The organism is Kribbella sp. NBC_00662 (assembly GCF_041430295.1).
Taxonomy (GTDB): Bacteria; Actinomycetota; Actinomycetes; order Propionibacteriales; family Kribbellaceae; genus Kribbella.
Genome location: NZ_CP109029.1, coordinates 7805542 through 7822535 on the forward strand (window position 1 = coordinate 7805542; position 16994 = coordinate 7822535).

General features: G+C 69.9%; 18 protein-coding genes. 7 read left to right on the forward strand and 11 right to left on the reverse strand.

Annotated features, from left to right (window positions below; all coding sequences use genetic code 11):
• Positions 1 to 37: 37 nt before the first annotated feature.
• Positions 38 to 1291, reverse strand: coding sequence for a sugar MFS transporter (locus OHA10_RS38360; protein WP_371403688.1), 1254 nt, complete (start codon positions 1289 to 1291; stop codon positions 38 to 40).
• On the reverse strand, positions 1288 to 1908 hold the full coding sequence (locus tag OHA10_RS38365) for an HAD-IA family hydrolase (RefSeq protein ID WP_371403689.1): 621 nt from the start codon (positions 1906 to 1908) through the stop codon (positions 1288 to 1290). Before OHA10_RS38365 ends, OHA10_RS38360 begins: the two co-directional genes overlap by 4 nt.
• A gap of 64 nt (positions 1909 to 1972) precedes the next feature.
• On the opposite strand from OHA10_RS38365, the gene OHA10_RS38370 reads away from it, so the two are divergent.
• A complete protein-coding gene (locus OHA10_RS38370; protein ID WP_371403690.1) occupies positions 1973 to 3127 on the forward strand; it encodes an ROK family protein in 1155 nt (384 codons plus the stop codon).
• Here the strand turns inward: OHA10_RS38370 and OHA10_RS38375 are convergent.
• Genes OHA10_RS38375 through OHA10_RS38385 form a run of 3 tightly spaced genes read right to left on the reverse strand, consistent with a single transcriptional unit; the run spans position 3124 to position 5535 of the window.
• Positions 3124 to 3756 carry a DinB family protein gene (locus OHA10_RS38375; RefSeq protein WP_371403691.1) on the reverse strand — a complete coding sequence of 211 codons (633 nt, stop codon included), beginning with the start codon at positions 3754 to 3756 and terminating at the stop codon, positions 3124 to 3126. The two genes, OHA10_RS38370 and OHA10_RS38375, sit on opposite strands and share 4 nt — an antisense overlap.
• Complete coding sequence (thiD, locus tag OHA10_RS38380; RefSeq protein ID WP_371403692.1) at positions 3753 to 4571, reverse strand: bifunctional hydroxymethylpyrimidine kinase/phosphomethylpyrimidine kinase; 819 nt, start codon at positions 4569 to 4571, stop codon at positions 3753 to 3755. The genes OHA10_RS38375 and thiD overlap by 4 nt, the downstream gene beginning before the upstream one ends.
• 1 nt (position 4572) lies before the next feature.
• Entirely contained in the window at positions 4573 to 5535 is a 963-nt protein-coding gene (locus OHA10_RS38385) for a thiamine-phosphate kinase (protein ID WP_371403693.1), read from the reverse strand.
• A gap of 161 nt (positions 5536 to 5696) precedes the next feature.
• On the opposite strand from OHA10_RS38385, the gene OHA10_RS38390 reads away from it, so the two are divergent.
• The 4 genes from OHA10_RS38390 (at position 5697) to OHA10_RS38405 (ending at position 8228) form a co-directional block, all read left to right on the forward strand.
• A complete protein-coding gene (locus OHA10_RS38390; protein ID WP_198682133.1) occupies positions 5697 to 5930 on the forward strand; it encodes an Lrp/AsnC family transcriptional regulator in 234 nt (77 codons plus the stop codon).
• A 32-nt stretch (positions 5931 to 5962) separates the two neighbouring features.
• Positions 5963 to 6418: a DUF3515 domain-containing protein gene (locus OHA10_RS38395; protein WP_371403694.1), complete on the forward strand. Its 456-nt coding sequence runs from the start codon at positions 5963 to 5965 to the stop codon at positions 6416 to 6418.
• Positions 6419 to 6548: 130 nt separating this feature from the next.
• Positions 6549 to 6956 (forward strand): YciI family protein, encoded by a 408-nt coding sequence (locus OHA10_RS38400; protein ID WP_371408038.1) that lies wholly within the window; start codon positions 6549 to 6551, stop codon positions 6954 to 6956.
• Between the two features lie 72 nt (positions 6957 to 7028).
• A complete protein-coding gene (locus tag OHA10_RS38405) occupies positions 7029 to 8228 on the forward strand; it encodes an RNA polymerase sigma factor (protein WP_371403695.1) in 1200 nt (399 codons plus the stop codon).
• Positions 8229 to 8320: 92 nt separating this feature from the next.
• Here the strand turns inward: OHA10_RS38405 and OHA10_RS38410 are convergent, their stop codons facing one another.
• The 4 genes from OHA10_RS38410 to OHA10_RS38425 all read right to left on the reverse strand — a co-directional run bounded on the left by OHA10_RS38410 (position 8321) and on the right by OHA10_RS38425 (position 13269).
• Positions 8321 to 8767: a class F sortase gene (locus tag OHA10_RS38410; RefSeq protein ID WP_371403696.1), complete on the reverse strand. Its 447-nt coding sequence runs from the start codon at positions 8765 to 8767 to the stop codon at positions 8321 to 8323.
• A 308-nt stretch (positions 8768 to 9075) separates the two neighbouring features.
• On the reverse strand, positions 9076 to 10386 hold the full coding sequence (locus OHA10_RS38415; RefSeq protein WP_371403697.1) for an ice-binding family protein: 1311 nt from the start codon (positions 10384 to 10386) through the stop codon (positions 9076 to 9078).
• A 462-nt stretch (positions 10387 to 10848) separates the two neighbouring features.
• The gene (locus OHA10_RS38420) at positions 10849 to 11982 is read right to left on the reverse strand and encodes a D-alanine--D-alanine ligase family protein (protein ID WP_371403698.1); all 1134 of its coding nucleotides are present in this window, start codon (positions 11980 to 11982) and stop codon (positions 10849 to 10851) included.
• A 90-nt stretch (positions 11983 to 12072) separates the two neighbouring features.
• Complete coding sequence (locus tag OHA10_RS38425) at positions 12073 to 13269, reverse strand: cytochrome P450 (protein ID WP_371403699.1); 1197 nt, start codon at positions 13267 to 13269, stop codon at positions 12073 to 12075.
• 107 nt (positions 13270 to 13376) lie between these two features.
• On the opposite strand from OHA10_RS38425, the gene OHA10_RS38430 reads away from it, so the two are divergent.
• A complete protein-coding gene (locus OHA10_RS38430) occupies positions 13377 to 14006 on the forward strand; it encodes a TetR/AcrR family transcriptional regulator (protein WP_371403700.1) in 630 nt (209 codons plus the stop codon).
• Entirely contained in the window at positions 13996 to 15084 is a 1089-nt protein-coding gene (locus OHA10_RS38435) for a PLP-dependent aspartate aminotransferase family protein (RefSeq protein WP_371403701.1), read from the forward strand. The genes OHA10_RS38430 and OHA10_RS38435 overlap by 11 nt, the downstream gene beginning before the upstream one ends.
• Here the strand turns inward: OHA10_RS38435 and OHA10_RS38440 are convergent.
• Both OHA10_RS38440 and OHA10_RS38445 read right to left on the reverse strand, forming a co-directional pair.
• Positions 15077 to 16255: an MFS transporter gene (locus OHA10_RS38440; protein ID WP_371403702.1), complete on the reverse strand. Its 1179-nt coding sequence runs from the start codon at positions 16253 to 16255 to the stop codon at positions 15077 to 15079. The two genes, OHA10_RS38435 and OHA10_RS38440, sit on opposite strands and share 8 nt — an antisense overlap.
• Positions 16252 to 16989, reverse strand: a complete 738-nt coding sequence (locus tag OHA10_RS38445) for a DeoR/GlpR family DNA-binding transcription regulator (protein ID WP_371403703.1) — start codon at positions 16987 to 16989, stop codon at positions 16252 to 16254. The genes OHA10_RS38440 and OHA10_RS38445 overlap by 4 nt, the downstream gene beginning before the upstream one ends.
• Positions 16990 to 16994 lie beyond the last annotated feature (5 nt).

The following is a 16994-nucleotide window of genomic DNA, read 5'->3' on the forward strand; positions in this document are numbered from 1 at the left end:
CACGTCACCTCATTCGTCGATCGGGTCGTTTCACCCCCTACACGAACGAGGTGCGGCCGGATCGACGGCTGAGCAGAAGAAGTACGCCGATCAGCGGCAGCGTCACCAGGTACGCCGTACGCAGATCGACGGCTCGTGCCAGTACGGCGAGGATCGCCGGCGCGAGCAGGATCGCCGTCCCGGAGGCCATCGCGCCGATCGCCGACAGGCGGGCCGAGCTGAGGCCGGGTGTCGCAACCAGGGATGCGAGCGTGACCGGATAGAGCGGCGCGACGCCGAGACCGGCGACGACCAGGCCGAGGGCCACGATCGCCGGGGAGTCGAACAGGCTGACCATCAACGTGCCGCAGGCCGCGAGCGCGCCTGAGGGCAGTACGGGCGACCAGCCGCGCCAACGGATGGGGCCGATCGCGCGCCCGGCCGCCATCCCGATCGGGAACGCGCTCCCGAGCAAGGCGGCCGTTGCCGTCGGCAATCCGGTGGCCACCAGTCGCGCCACCGCCCACACCACGAAACAGAACTCGACCGAGACCGAGAGCACGACCCGCAGCCACCCGATCCCCACATCCATGACGACCTGCCGCCCCACCCGCCCGCGCCACTTGCGCCCCAGGCCCACCGCCGGCGCGGAATCAATCAACACCGCCACCGGCTGTTCCACGCGCCCACTCTCCGGCCGGAACGGCTCGTCCGCGGGTCGGCCGACGGCGGCTGTGACCGGAGGGATTGTGCTCGTGCGGCGGGTTAGTACGGCGAGGAGGAGTAGGGGTGGCGCGGCGGCGAGCATAGCCAGGCGGCCACTGGGGCCGAGGCCGTCGATGGCGCCGATCGTGAGTGGTGCGAGGATGCCTGTCCCGCTGGCGACCGCGTTGACGCGGCTCAGCCGCACTGCGGCTGTCGGTCCGTTGAGCATGAGCGGTGCGACCAGCGTGAGCATCGCCCCACCCAGTCCGACGCACAGTGTGCCTGCAATGACGACGGCGTACGCCGGGGCGACCGCGATGAGCGCCGCGCCGAACGCGCAGACAACAGAGCCGAACGCCATGGCCGTCGGGATCGACCACGACCGCAGCAACCTCGGGCCGACCAACGCGACAACCAGCAGACCGACCGCGAAGCCGGACGACAACAGCGCGAGCCGGCTCGGTGGTTCGTCGAGGTCGCGGGCGAGGATGGCGACGCACGCGCCGAGCCCGGCCAGCACGAACCCCATCGCCGACAGCGCGATGCCGATCCGGATCTCGTCACCGCGAGTCCCGGACTCCGGCCGCGTCTCCGTGCCCGCGGTCATACCGATCCTCTGAACAGCCTGCCGAGCTGGTGGAGGTCAGCCAACTCGATGTCAGCGGCAATGCCCTTGAGCCCAGCGGTCAGCGCACCAGACGCCCGCCCCGCTGTCAGGCCGACCACGGTGTCCTCGACGACCAAGCACCGCACAGCCGGTACGCCGAGCAGCTCCGCGGCCCGCAGGTATCCCTCCGGGTCCGGCTTGCCGCGCTTGACGTCGTCCAGCGTCACGAGGATCGACGGCGAGATCCCGACAGCACCCAGCCGGACCTTCGCCAGGCGGGTCGACGCGCTCGTGTAGACCGCCCACGGCAGACCCATCTGATCGAGCAGAGCAGTCAGCTCGAGCGCACCCGGCGTGGCCACGACATCGGACACGTCGTCGCACTCGATGTCCAGCACCCGCGCGACAGCGACCGCGCGCTCAGCCGGTGAAAGGTCGGGACGCATCCGCGCGATGGTCGCCTCGGCCGGGCTCCCGTGCGCGATCGCGAGCACATCGGCGGCAGGCACGCCGTACTCCGTCGCCCACTGGCTCCAACTCCGGTCGACGACCGCGTCGGAATCGACCAAGGTGCCGTCCATGTCGAACAGCACGGCGCGGATGTCCCGGATCTCCATGACCCCTCCCATTAAACTCGTCCCACGAGCATAAACTGCTCCGGGGACAGAACGAAAGGCAGCGATGAATCCTGTGCGCCGGGGACAGTGGCAGACCGCTTCGGATGTGCTGACCCAACTCACCCGTCAGCCGGGGATCACCCGGGCGGCGGTGGCGCGGACGCTGCGATTGAGCACGGGTTCGGCGACAGAGGTGACCGCTCGGCTACGCGACGTACACCTGGTGACCGAAGTGCCGGCGCCCAGTCAGGGGCGTGGTCGGCCGACCACGCTGCTGCGTGCGCATCCGGAAGGCCCCGTGGTTCTCGCGCTCGACCTGCGGCAGAGCAGTTGGCGGAGTGCGGTCGTGACGCTCGACGGGTCGCTGCTGGATCCGGAGTACCGACGTCACCGGAGCAGGCGGCCGCAGGTGGTGCTGAACAACCTCCGACGCCAGGTGGAGCAGGCACGGCAGCAGTACGGCGACCGGCTGCGGATGGTGAGCCTCGCGGTACCAGGAACCATCCGCGACAACCATCTGATGCAGGCGCCGACGCTGGAGTGGGCCGAGCTCGATCTGGAGACCATCACCGAGGGCACAGGGCTGCCGCTCCTGGCCGGCAACGACGCGACGCTGAGTGGCGTAGCGGAAGCGCGTACGGGGGCTGCAGCGGGAGCTGGTACGGCGCTGCACCTCATCATCGAGGTGGGCATCGGTGGGACGCTGCTGATCGACGGCGTACCGGCCCAGGGCGCCTCGGGAGCAGGTGGCGAGTACGGCCATATGCCGTTCGGAGACCGGTCGCGCTTGTGTCCGTGCGGCGCTCGCGGGTGCTGGGACCTGGAGATCGACGGTCGCGCGCTGGCGCGGCACCTGAAGCAGGGGCGGCCGGACGACCCGTACGCCTACACCGAGGACGTACTGCGCCGTACGGACCGGACTGCGCGCGCTGCGGTGACCAAGGTGGTGTCAGCGCTGGGCAGCGGCATCGCAGGTCTGGTCAACGCGCACGACCCGGATGTGGTCACCATCGGCGGGCTGGCGATCCCACTGCGGGCGGCTGCTGAGCGGACCTTCAAAGAGGCGTACGAGGGCGGGCTGATGACGTTCCACCGCGGGACTCCCCCGCCGGTGCTGCCTGCGACGCTGTCCGACGGTCCGCTACGGGGCGCCGCCGCGCTGGCGCTCGACCAGCTCACCACCGAGCCCGCGATCGCCGCATGGGTGGCCCAGCGCTAGTCGGCCACTTCCACAACCTCGTCCACTACCTGTTCGTCGACCTCTTCGTCGACCTCTTCGACCTTCGGCTTGGGGACGATCGGCGGCTCGACCTTCGCCAGGATCTCGACGATGTCGTGCCGGTGGTGCTGGATCTCGTGTGCGGTGTGCCGGATGATCCAGCCCAGCGTGCGCGGTGCCCGCACCGGGTAGTTGTACAGGCCCAGCTTCCCCAGCTCCTGCGGCCGCAGTACCCGGGCCGCCGCACCGAAGTCCTTGGCGTTCCGCACCAGTGCGGCCGCCACCTCCATCGGGTCCTGGTTCTCGTACTTCTCCTGCTTCACCCGACCGGTCCGGTCCATCGGCGCGTACACCGGCCGGTCCTCCGCCAGGCACTGCGCGATCCGCAGCCGCTGGACCTCGAGTACGTCGCGCACGTGGCACGCGTACTCGATCGCCGACCACACGTCCGGCTCCGGACGCAGGCGCACCACGTTGGCATCCGGGCCGGCCGCGGCCTTGGTCAGCGCCATGCTGCAGTCCGCCGACTGCCGGATCAGCAGGGTCACAGTGCCCTGCAGGTCACCGGTGTCGTAGTTGAAGCCGCACTGCTCGCAGTACCCGTCGACCGGGGGCTGCTGCTTGGTCAACTGCTTCTCCCTCGAAATCTCCACGCATGATCGACCGGACCGATCCCGTCGCCGAGCGCGAACCCCGCTGCGATCGCTCCGGTCACGTACTCCTTCGCAGCGCCGACCGCACCCGGTACGTCGTACCCACGTGCCATGTACGACGCTATGGTGCTCGCCAGCGTGCATCCGGTGCCGTGCGTGTGCCGGTTGTCGGCGCGGACCGCGCTGTACGAACGCCGTACGCCTGGACCGTGCAGCACGTCCACCGCCGCCGTACCGACGTCGTGGCCGCCCTTCACGAGTACCCAGCGCGCACCGGCGTCCAGCAGCAGCTTGGCCGCGAGCTCCCGGTCCTCGATGGTCTCCAACTCGACTCCGGCGACCGGGCCGAGCTCAGTGAGGTTCGGAGTGAGGACGGTGGCCAGCGGGACGATCTCGGAGCGTACGGCGTCCATCGCGTCAGCGGCCAGTAGCGCGTCGCCGTGCTTGGACACCGAAACCGGGTCGACCACGATCGGCACGTCGTCCGGCAGCGTGCGCAGCAGCGAGGCGACGACCCGGACCATCGATTCGGAGGCCAGCATGCCGGTCTTCACCGCGTCAACGCCGATGTCGTCGACCACGCTGTGGAACTGGGCGCGCACCTGCTGCTCCGGCAGCTCCCACGCGCCCTGGACGCCGAGGCTGTTCTGCGCGGTGATCGCGGTCAGCACGCTCATGCCGTGCACGCCGTTCGCCAGCATCGCCTTGAGGTCCGCCTGGATCCCGGCGCCGCCGCCGGAGTCGGATCCGGCGATCGTCAGCACTCGCGGCGGTGCACTCCCGACCGGCATCTCAACTCCTGAAGTGGGCGTGGCCTGTCTCGTCAGCATACGGCGCGCCGTCCACGGTCACGGTCCCGGCCGGGCGTTCCTCGTTGCCCTCAGCAACCGACCCGATCACGGTCCAGCCCTCGGGCACGTCGGCCGGCTCGAACGTGCCGACCAGCGCGTGGTCCTCGCCGCCGGTCAGCACGAACTTCAGCGCGTCCACACCGGTCGCGGCCGCGACGGCCTGGAGCGGCTCCGGCACGGTCAGCGCCTTCGTGTGGACGTCGATGATCACCTGGCTCGCTTCGGCGATGTGGCCGAGGTCGGCGAGCAGTCCGTCGCTGACATCACACAGCGAGGAGGCGCCGGCGAGCGCGGCGCGCGGACCTTCGGCGTACGGCGGTTGCGGGCGGCGATGCGCTTCGACGACGGCTCGCGGCGAGCGGAACCCGCGGGCGAGCACGGCCCAGCCCGCCTCGGCCCAGCCCAGGCGGCCGACGTACGCGACCTCGTCGCCCGGTCGGGCGCCTGACCGCAATACCGGCTGGCGGCCGTCCAGTGAGCCGAACGCGGTGACCGACACGACTACCTTGTCGGACTGGACCGTGTCACCGCCGACGATGCTCGCCTCGACCAGCTCGCACTCGTCGACGATGCCCTGGTTGAGCTCCAGCGCCCAGGCGGTCGGCAGGTCGGCGGGGCCGCCGAAGCCGACCACGAGCGCAGTCGGCCGGGCACCCATGGCCACCACGTCGGCCAGGTTCTGCGCGGCGGCCTTGCGGCCCACGTCGTACGCGGACGACCAGTCCTGGCGGAAGTGGCGTCCCTCCACCAGCAGGTCGGTGGTGATCACCATGCGGCCGTCCGGCACCGCCATCACAGCCGCGTCGTCACCCGGACCTACCAGGACGTCCTCACCTGTGGACAGCCCTTTGGTGACGGCCGCGATCAGGCCGAACTCACCCGTGCTCCCCAACGTCTCTGTCACGTCAGCAGACCTCCCATATCGCTGACCGGAGTCTAGGCGGTACCGTGACCGGGCAACTATGAGTACGCCCGGCAGTCTCGCAGTACCGCTGCATCACCGTCGCAGCAGTGCTCGCGGTCGGCCCGGAGCCAGCTGAGGACGACTGAGTGGAGAACGACGTGGTGGTCCAGGCCTACATCCTGATCCAGACCGAGGTCGGCCGCGCGGCCGACGTCGCCGCGCAGATCGCCGAGGTCCAGGGCGTCACCCTGGCCGAGGACGTCACCGGTCCGTACGACGTGATCGTCCGCGCGGAAGCCCGCAACGTCGACGAACTGGGCAAGCTGGTGGTTGCCCGGGTCCAGAACGTTCCCGGCATCACGCGTACGCTGACCTGTCCCGTCGTCCACATCTGAACCGTCCACACGAGGACCCGCCTGTTTTCGGTATGCCCAAATTCATCCTCGCCGCGCTCGGCGTGATCGTGCTCGCCGGGTGCAGCCCGGGGCCGACGCCGATCCCGGTGCCCTCCCCCGCGCCCGAGGTCGCCGCCGCCTGCACGCAACTCATCCAGGCGATGCCCGCCAAGGTCCTCGACCAGAAGAAGCGGAAGACCTCGCCGGAGAGCTCGCTGACCACGGCGTACGGCGACCCGCCGATCGAGGTCACCTGCGGCGTCGCGCCCCCGGCAGGCATGGCCGAGGCGCAGTCCCAGTGCTTCCAGGTGAACGGCGTCGGCTGGTTCGCCAAACAGGTCCAGAACGGCTACATCTTCACCACCATCGGCCGCGAGCTCTACCTCGAGATGGCCGTCCCCTCGAAATACTCCCCCGAAGCCAACGCCCTCACCGACGTCTCCGACGCTATCCACAACCACGACAAACTCGTCACGCCCTGTACCTGACGAGTGCATACTCCCTGGCGAGATCGAAATTCGTCTGCTGGTGGTGTCCGGTTGGGGGCCGCGGGGGCGACGTCTCGGGTGGAGGCGCCTGCGGTGGGCGTCCGGACGATGGGAGACAGCTGTGAAGTACATGATCCTGACGTATGCGTCGCAGCAGGACTATGACGGAATGGCCGGGAAGGACACCGGGAAGCCGGCGTGGACGCCGGAGGACTTCGCGGCGATGGGTGCGTTCATGGAGAAGTTCAACAACGACTTGGCCGAGTCGGGTGAGCTGGTCGAGACGCGGGCGCTGGCGGCGCCGGTGCTGACGCGGCGGTTCGGGTCGAAGGACGGGCAGTCGGTGGTGACGGACGGGCCGTACGCGGAGACCCAGGAGGTGCTCGCGGGGTACTGGATCGTCGAGTGCGAGTCGTTCGATCGGGCGACCGAGATCGCGTCCCGGCTCGCGGATACGCCGGCGCCTGAGTTCCTGCGCGCGACGGCGTATGCCGATATCCGGCCGATCGTCGAGGGCAGGGACGAGATGGTGGAGTGATTGGGGCTCTCGGGGATGCGGTGAGGTGACCGATATGGCCGTCGCGCTCGAGGTTCAGGTGGGGTGAACGGGATGACCGCTGCGCTTGGGGAGTTGCTGCGGGAGCTGACGCCGCAGGTGTTGGGAGCGTTGGTGCGGCGGTACGGGCACTTCGACACGGCTGAGGACGCGGTGCAGGAGGCGCTGCTGGCGGCGGCGGAGCAGTGGCCGGTCGATGGCGTGCCGGACAGTCCGCGCGGGTGGTTGATCACCGTGGCTTCTCGTCGGCTGATGGATCTGCTCCGGCGGGAGCAGGCCCGTCAGCGGCGGGAGGATCGGGTCGCGCAGTGGGCGCCGCAGGGTGAGCCGGTCGCGGGTGCGGACGACACGTTGGTGCTGCTGTTCCTGTGCTGTCATCCGTCGCTGTCGGCGGCGTCACAGATCGCGTTGACGCTGCGGGCTGTGGGTGGTCTGACGACGACGGAGATCGCGCGGGCGTTCCTGGTGCCGGAGGCAACCATGACGCGGCGGATCACCCGGGCGAAGGCGAGCATCAAGGACAGCGGCGCGCGGTTCACGATGCCGGTCGATCGCGAGGAGCGGTTGGGCGCGGTGTTGAAGGTTGTGTATCTGATCTTCAACGAGGGCTATGCGAGTACGACGGGTTCGAGCCTGCAGCGGGTGGAGCTGGCGGCCGAGGGGATCCGGTTGGCGCGGATGTTGCATCGGTTGCTGCCGGACGACACCGAGGTGGCGGGGTTGCTGGCGTTGATGCTGTTGACGGATGCGCGTCGGCCGGCGCGGACCGGGGCGCTGGGCGAGCTTGTGCCGATGGCCGAGCAGGACCGGTCGCTGTGGATCCCGGAGCTGATCCGGGAGGGCGTCGAGCTAATCACGGCGACGCTGCCGCGGGGGCCGGTCGGGCCGTATCAGCTGCAGGCAGCGATTGCTGCGGTGCACGACGAGTCGCCGAGCGCGGAGGAGACAGACTGGCCGCAGATCGTGGCGCTGTACGAGGTGCTGCTGCAGCTGACCGATAACCCGATGGTCGCGCTCAACCACGTGGTCGCCGTCGCGATGGCACGCGGCCCGGACGAAGGGCTCGCACTGCTGGGCACGATCGAGAACGACGACCACCTCGCCAAGGACCACCGGTTGGCGGCGGTCCGGGCGCACTTGCTCGAGATGTCGGGCGATGCTGCCGGTGCCCGCGTGGCGTACGAGGAGGCCGCGGGTAGGGCGACGAGTCTTCCCCAGCAGCGTTACCTCCGGGCCCGGGCGAGCCGGCTATGACTGCGGGACGGGAGCATTTGGCCGCGGGGGCGTCGGAGGGAGGTCGAGCGTCGTTGCCGCCTGAGTGTGGTCGGCGCAGCGGGGCCGTCCGGTCAGCTGATCAGGTCGGCGAACACCACGAGATTGGCCTCGTACTTCGCCGACTCGTAGTCGAGGCCGCCGCAGGTGATCAGCCGCAAGCCGGCGCGGTCGATGTCGCCGTAGACCGCGGCGCTCGGGAAGCTGGTCTTGGGGTACTGCTGGACCCGGTTCACCCGGAACACGGCGTTCGAGTGGTCCTGCCGGCTGACGACGATCGAGTCACCGGGCTTCAGCTGTGCCAGTCGGGCGAACACCCCCGCCCGGCCCGACCAGTGGACGTGACCGGCGATGACGGCCGGGCCGCGCTCGCCCGGTGTGGGGGCGCCGGTGAACCAGCCGGCCGGGAATCCGTTCGGCGGGACCTGGAGAGTGCCGTCGCGTTTCAGGCCGAGGCGGATCAGGCCCGAATCCACCCCGATCGCGGGGATCCTGACCCGGATCGGGGTGGACTTCCGCATCGGAGCCGACTGCCCGCGTCCGCGGCCGGGGGGTGATGGCCGTTGGGACGGTGCAGTGGATGGCCCCGAGCGGAGCGCTGGGGTGTGGGTGCCTGCGGTGGTGTGTTGCGGCGTGCCCGCTGCCGGTGCGCTCGGTGTGGGGGTGATGACGGTGGTGGTTGGGGTGGTGGCGGTTGGCGCGGCGGTAGTCCCGCCGGGGGCGGTGTCGGCGGGCATCGCGTCGGGCTGAGTCGGCCCCGTGCCTGACTCAGCGGTGCAGCCGGCCGCCGTCAAGATGGTCGCGAGGAGCAGGACGGTGACGCCGGTCCTCATGGAGTGCTGGTCCCGCTCCAGCTGAACCAGTTGAGCCCGGGGGCGCTCGGCGGCCTGATCAGGACGATTGAGAGGCCGGAGGCATCACCCGTCCCGACCGAGCCCTGCGGGGTCCTGGTGACCTGCGGCGGCCTCGGGGAGACAGTCGGCGTCGGCGTGGTCGGCCTCGGCGTAGTCGGCACGGTCGTCGGTGAGGTCGTCGGTGAGGTCGTGGGTGAGGTCGTGGGTGGGGTGGTGGGCGGGGTCGTCGGTGGCGTCGTCGGTGGCGTCGTCGGTGGCGTCGTCGGTGGCGTCGTCGGTGGCGTCGTCGGTGGCGTCGTCGGTGGCGTCGTCGGTGGCGTCGTCGGTGGCGTCGTCGGTGGCGTGGTGGGCGGGGTCGTTGGCGGCGTGGTTGGCGGGGTCGTCGGCGGCGTGGTGGGCGGCGTGGTTGGCGGGGTCGTTGGCGGGGTCGTTGGCGGCGTGGTGGGCGGCGTGGTTGGCGGCGTGGTTGGCGGGGTCGTTGGCGGCGTCGTGGGCGGCGTGGTGGGCGGCGTCGTCGGTGGCGTCGTCGGTGGCGTGGTGGGTGGGGTGGTGCAGGTTGGTTTGGTGAGGGTGTTGGTGTCTAGGGTCACCGAGCCGTTGCGGGCCAGCATTCGGCCGACGGCGGTGGCGCCGGTGTTCATGGTGATCGAGGCGAGTGCCAGGACGGTTCCGCGGAAGCTGGTCGCGGTGCCGATGGTGGCTGAGCTGCCGACCTGCCAGAACACGTTGCAGGCCTGGGCTCCGTTCGTCAGCACCACGCTGCTGCTGCTCGCGGTCGTGAGGGTCGAGCCGGCCTGGAACACGAAGACCGCCCCGGCGTCACCCTCGGCGTCCAGCGTCAGCGCGCCGGTCAGCCCGATGGAGGAGGCCGAGTTGTAGACGCCCTGGGTCAGCGTCTTGCCGCCCAGATCGTCGGTGATCGGCGTCCGCGGCGACTCCCCCGCGGCGACGTTGTACGCCGTGACCAGGTCCTTCTTCGCCTCCTGGGTCACGTCGTCGCCGGCGTGGTTCGTACCGGTGATCGTCATTGTTCCGGTGCCGCTGATCGCGGGATTCGGGAAGCTGCCGATGTCGCCGGTCAGCACGGTCGGTCCGGTGTTGGTGATTCCGGCGCCCCCGAGGACGACGAAACTCTCGGCGGTGCCGAGCGGGACCGCCACGGCTGCCGCTTGCGCATTGCCGCTGGTGGCCAGGAGACCGCCGGCGGACACGACGAGCGTGGCCGCTACGGCGAGTGCGCTCAGCCGCAACCGGCGGCCGGGTGTCGCGTAGGTGGAAGACTTCATCGTTGGGTTTCACCCTCAGTCCATCGTTGAACCGCGGCCGGATCCGGTGGATCGGCGCGGCTCGTTACCCGAGCGGTTCGTGGAGAAGGAGGATCCGCGGTCGCAAGAACGACATCGAGCGATCCGGGACAGGTCCAGGGCCCGGTACAGGACATCGGGAGACCGCCACGAGCGGCAGGACAGGACTTTCCCGAGCCTGGCGCGTTGATGGCGTGGTCGCACCCCGTTGGATCGGCGGCCACAGTACGGGACTGTTTCGGGCCGATCACTATTCGTTACTGAAAGCTGACGTTATGTCAATGCTGACGCAGTGTCAACGCCCTGTCGATGCATCCGGCAACCAGTTGGAGTAGTTGCCTTATTCAACCAAGCCCGCCACCAGCCGTCCGCGCCACCCAACGGGCGCGAACGGGCACGTGACGGGCACGGACGGGCACGTGACGGGCACGGACCGGTACGGGGTCAGCGCAGGCCGGTGGGGCGGGTCATCGCGAGGGAGAGGAGGTGCTCGACGAGGGTTGCGTAGTCCTTGCCGGAGGCGGCCCACAGGCGGGGGAACATGCTGGTCGGGGTGAAGCCGGGCATGGTGTTGATCTCGTTGATGATCACGCGGTTGTCGGCGTCGAGGAAGAAGTCGACGCGGGCGAGGCCCTCGGCGTCGATGGCGTCGAAGGCGGTGAGGGCCTTGGCGCGGACCTCGGCGGCGATCTCCTCGGGCAGGTCGGCCGGGACCGACAGCGCGGTGTACTCCTCGCCCTCGGGCAGGTACTTGGTCTCGAAGTCGTAGAAGTCGTGGCCGCCGCCGGAGACCGCGATCTCGCCGCAGACGCTGACCTCGGGCTTGGCGCCGTTCAGGCCGCCGAGTACGCCGACCTCGATCTCGCGCGGGTTCTTCGCGGAGGCCTCGACGATCACCTTCGGGTCGTGGGCGCGGGCCACCGCGACCGCCTCGTCGAGCTCGTCGAGGCTGTTCACCTTGCTGATCCCGAGGCTCGAACCGCCGCGGCACGGCTTCACGAAGACCGGGTAGCCGAGCGCGTCGACCGCCTCGCGGCACGCGGCCGGGTCCCGCATCCAGTCGCGGTCGCGGATCACGACGTACGGCGTGACCTCGAGGCCGGCGGCCTGGAAGACGACCTTCATGTAGTGCTTGTCCATGCCGACGGCGCTCGCGAGTACGCCGGAGCCGACGTAGCGGATGTCGGACATCTCCAGCAGGCCCTGGATGGTGCCGTCCTCGCCCCACGGGCCGTGCAGCAGCGGGAAGACCACGTCGACCTGGCCGAGGGTGCTCGGGACCTGCTCGGGCTCGCTGATCACGAGCTCGCGGTTCGCGCCGAACAGCACCGGCATCGCGGTCACGTCGACCTCGGGGAGCTTGCCGTCGGTGATCGACAGCCGCTCGGGGTCGCCGCTCTCCAGCACCCAGTGGCCGCTGGTGCTGATGCCGATCGGGACCACGTCGTACTTGTCCCGGTCGATCACCTGCAGGACGTTGGCCGCGGTGACACAGGAGATGGCGTGCTCGCTCGACCGGCCACCGAAAACGACGGCGACGCGGGGCTTGCGCTGTTCTTCGTTCGAGTACTCACTCACCGGCTCGACTGTAGCGGCCCGGGGATCAGGTTCCGACCAGGGTTCGGTTAAGAGCCCTTCAGATCGCACTCCGTAACAACCGGCCCGAGTTCAGTCCCAGGTGACTGGCAACGCTGTCACTCCGTACACGAGCGTGTTGTTCCGGTATTCGATCTCCTCGAACGGTACGGCGAGTCGCAGCGTCGGGATCCGCGCGTACAACCGGGTGAAGACCTCGTGCAGCTCGACCCGCGCCAACTGCTGGCCGAGGCACTGATGCGGCCCGAATCCGAAGGCGACATGGGCCGCGTCCTGCCGCCGCACGTCCAGCCGATCGGGGTCCGGGAACACCTGCGAGTCCCGGTTCGCCGAGGACAGCGCCGCAATCAGGAACTCCCCCGCCTGCAGAGTCGCCGCGCCGACCGGCAGCTCGTCTGTGACGTGCCGGAACAGCCCGAACTGGACGACAGACAGATACCGGAGCAGCTCCTCGACCGCCGCCGGCGCCAGCTCCGGGTCGGCTCGCAAGGCGTCGAGCTGCGCAGGATTCCGCAGCAGCGCGAGCGTGCTGAGAGCAATCATGTTCGCGGTCGTCTCGTGCCCGGCGATCAGCAGCGTGATCCCGATCGACACCAGCTCCGGCAGGCTGAGCGGCTCACCCAACTCCTCGCCACGGGTGATCAGCCGCGACAGCAGGTCATCTGAGCGCTCGGACTGCTTCGCCAGTACCAGACCGACCATGTACTGGTTGAGCGCGTCGCTGACCCGCATCATCTCGTCCCGATCGCCGTCGACCCGGACCAGCGTCGCGCTCCGCTCCTGGAACTCGGCGCGATCCGCATAAGGCACGCCCAGCAGTTCGCAGATCACCAGCGACGGGATCGGCAACGCGAATGCCTGCACCAGATCGACCGGCCCGCCGGTGGCGAGCATCGTGTCGAGCTGTGTCTCGATCATCGCGGCGATCCGCGGCCGCATCGCCTCCATCCGCTTCACCGCGAATTCGGTCGCCAGCATCCGCCGCAGCCGCTTATGCGCAGCACCGTCGGCATGCAGGATCGAGCCCGAGTCGGCCTCCCGGTCCAGGTCGGCGCCGGGGACGACGTGGTCCGACGGCGCGGACCGTGAGCTGAGCCGGCTATCCCGGAGCAGTGTGCGTACGTCGTCGTACCGGCTGGCGACGTAGGCGTCGACTCCGGCCGGCGTGGAGACCTTGGCCAGCTCGGGCGTACGGCGGAAGCCGGCGTACGCCTGCGCCGGGTCGAACGGGCACCCGGTCGGACGGCCGACGGGGAAGCTCTCGGTCATGAACCCTCCCGATCAATTTTGGTAGTGACTACCATATGACTGAGTCCTCCAAAGAGGAGCAACATCCGGCGAGTCGGCGAACCGGTACCCTGCCCGCGGAGGTGCTGATGGGACTGCGCGAGGTGAAGCGGGAGCGGACCCGCCGGCTGATCGCGGACAAAGCGTTCGAGCTGTTCAACGACAACGGCTTCGGCCGGACCACGGTCGAGCAGATCGCGGCGGCGGCCGAGGTCGGGCCGAGCACGCTGTACCGGTACTTCCCGACCAAGGAAACGCTGGTCCTCGAGTTCGTCGAGGACTGCCTCGGCGACGCGGTCAGCTGGTTCCGCGAGCAGCCCGACCTGGAGCTGACGGCCGGCCTGCAGGCGGTGATCGAGCGGGTCCTGGAGCAGCTGGAGACCAACCCGGACCGGGTGCGGGCGGTGTTCGACCTGGCGGCGCAGACCGCGTCGGTGAGTGCCCACCTCAACGAGCTGATCTGGCGCTTCCGCACCGACCTCGCCGACGAGCTGGTATTGCGGTTGCCGGCTGACAACCGCGCCGAGTTCACGAGCGCGCTGGCGGCCGGGATCGCGATGAACATCATCGAGACGGTCGTCCGCGTGTGGGTCGACAGCCCCGACACCACCGACGCGAAGTCGCTCGCCCGCGAGGGCATGAGCCTCCTGCGCACGGGCGGGATCCCCCTCCCCGCTGCTACCTACCGCGTCAGCGAGAATTCAGCACATGACTCTTGATCCCTCCACGGTCGTCGTCCACGCGGGTCGGCCGGAGCGGGTGCCGAATGCTCCCGTCGGCGAGTCGCCGGTGTTCAGTTCGACGTACGTCGCCGGCGGCGATCGCGGGTACGGGCGGTTCGGCAACGACGCGTGGTCGGCGCTCGAGGAGACGCTCGGCGAGCTCGAGGGCGGCCGTGGCGTCGCGTTCGCGTCGGGAATGGCGGCGGCAGCTGCCGTCATCGACCTGGTGCCGGTCGGCGGGCGGGTGGTGGCGCCGCAGCACGCGTACTCCGGAGTCGTCGCGCTGCTCGATCAGCAGGCCGAGACCGGCCGACTGAAGGTCGAGCACGTCGATGTCGCGGACACCGAGGCCGTGAAGCAGGCCGTCGTCGGCGCCGACATGCTGTGGATCGAGTCGCCGACCAACCCGGCGATGGAGGTCGCCGACATTCCGGCACTCGCGGAAGCGACCGATGCCATCGTTGTCGTCGACAACACGTTCGCGACTCCCCTGCTCCAGCAGCCGCTCAAGCTCGGTGCGGATGTAGTGATGCACTCGGCCACCAAGTTCATCTCCGGTCACTCGGACGTCGTCCTCGGCGCCGTCATCACCGCGGACGACGACCTGTGGTCAGCGATCGAGCACCGGCGCCGCAGCTTCGGCGCGATCCCCGGCCCGATGGAGGCCTGGCTCGCGCTGCGCGGTCTGCGTACGCTCGCCCTTCGGCTCGAGCGCGCCCAGTCGAACGCCGCGTTCCTGGCTCAGCGACTCCTCGAGCACCCCCGCGTCAGCCGCGTCCGCTACCCCGGTCTGCCGAGCGACCCGGGCCATGCCCGCGCGGCGGCACAGATGTCCGGTTTCGGCGCGATCCTCGCCGTCGAGCTCGGCGGTGACGCGGCGCTCGCCCAGCGGGTCTGCGAGCGGACCGAGCTCTGGGTGCACGCGACCAGTCTCGGCGGCGTCGAGTCGATGCTCGAACGCCGCCGCCGCTGGCCGATGGAGGTCCCGACGATCCCCGAGGACCTGATCCGCCTGTCGGTCGGCATCGAGCACCCCGACGACCTCTGGGCGGACCTCGAGCAAGCCCTTAGCTGATGCCCTTCTTCAGCACCGGGCCGCCGAAGAACGTCAGCACACACAGCACGACCGGCAGGATGAACGCGATGTTCAGCGGCATCCAGTGCGCGAGCCCGCCGATCAGCGCCGGCCCGGCGAGCAGACCGACGTACCCGAGGCCGACGACGCGCGCCATCAGCGCGCCGGACGACCGCGGGTCGAGGTTGCCCGCGGCGGTGAACAGCTGCGGTACGCCGCCCGCGAGGCCCAGCCCGAACACGGCCCAGCCGACGAGCGCGACCGGCACCCACGGTACGACGATCACCAGCGTCAGCCCGACCGCCGCCATCGCCGCACCCCAGCGCACGATCGCCGCCGGTCCGACGACGGCCGCGACCCGGTCGGTGAGGAATCGGCCGACGGTCATCGCGACCGCGAACGCGCCGTACGCGTAGGCCGCCGTACTGACCGATGTCCCGAGGATGTCGCGGAAGTGCAGCGCGGCCCAGTCGTTCGCGACGCCCTCGGACAGCATCAGCCCGAACGCGAGTCCGCCCAGAGCCCAGACGAGCTTGGCCGGCGGCTTCGCCCGCTGCTCCCCCTCGGCCAGGTCGTCCTCCGGAGGAACGGTTGCCTCCAGCAAGAACCGGCTGGCGACCAGCGACAGCACGATGCACAACACACCGGCCGAGGCGAGCGTGACCTCCGGCGGTACGTCGGCCCGCAGCGTCGCCGCACCGACGATCGCCGCGATCGCGCCGCCGATCGACCACATCGCATGGAAGGCGGCCATGATCGGGCGCGGGTAATTACGTTCGACGACCACGGCCTGCGCGTTCATGCCGACGTCGATCGAACCGTTGCCGAAGCCGATGAAGATCAGCGTGAGGCCGAGCGTCCACCAGTTCGTCGCGAGGCCGGGCCCGGCGAGCGCGACGCCGAGCAGGATGCCGGCGGCCGGGACGAGCCGGCGCTGGCCGAGCTTGTCGACGAGCGGACCCGCGACCTGCATACCGGTGAACGCGGCGCCGCCGAGCACCAGCAGGAGCAGGCCGAGCGTGCTGTGGGTGATACCGGTCTTCTGTTCGATGCTCGGGATGTGCACGACCCACATCCCGACCGCGAACCCGTTCAGACCGAAGTACATCCAGGTGGCGACCCGTGCAGCCCGGGGTGGAGCTGTCCGCGATCGCGTGTCGGTCGCGGTCAAGAGGCCACCTCTACGAGTACGCCGCGCTGGGTCAGGACGGTGCGCTGGTCTTCCGGAGCGGACTCGTCCGTGATGATCAGGTCGGGCCGGTCGGCAGGGCAGACGTAGGCGAGAGCGGCCCGGTCCCACTTGGCGCCGTCCGCGAGTACGACGGTGCGCGTGGCGACCTTCATCGCCTCCTGCTTGACCTCCGCATCCCCCAGGTCGAAGGCAGTCAGTCCTGCGTCGAGGCTGAATGCACACGGGCTCAGGACGGCGGCGTCGAAGTGCAGCGCCCGCAGCGAGGCGACCGTCAGCGGACCGACCAGCGACAGCTCACCCTTGCGCGCCTCTCCACCCGGCATCAGCAGCCGGATCCGCGGCGCATCCGCCAGCTCGTGTGCGACGTGCAGCGACAGCGGCATGACCGTGAGAGCGCGGTCGTGCAGCAGCCGCGCGGTCTCGAGTGCCGTCGTACCGCTGTCGAGGACGATCGTCTCGCCGTCGTGAAGGTGCTCGACGGCGGCGCGAGCGATCGCCTGCTTCGCGGCGACGGCGGCCTGGGCGCGCAGCGAGTGCGGCGGCTCGAGGCCGGACGGCAGCGACGCGACCGCGCCGCCGTGGACGCGCTTCAGCACGCCCTGCGCCGCCAGGAAGTCGAGGTCGCGGCGGACCGTCATATCCGAGGCCTCGGTCGCCTCGACCAGCTCCTGGACCGACACTCGGTCGACGACTCGTAGTCGTTCTACGATCACTTGAT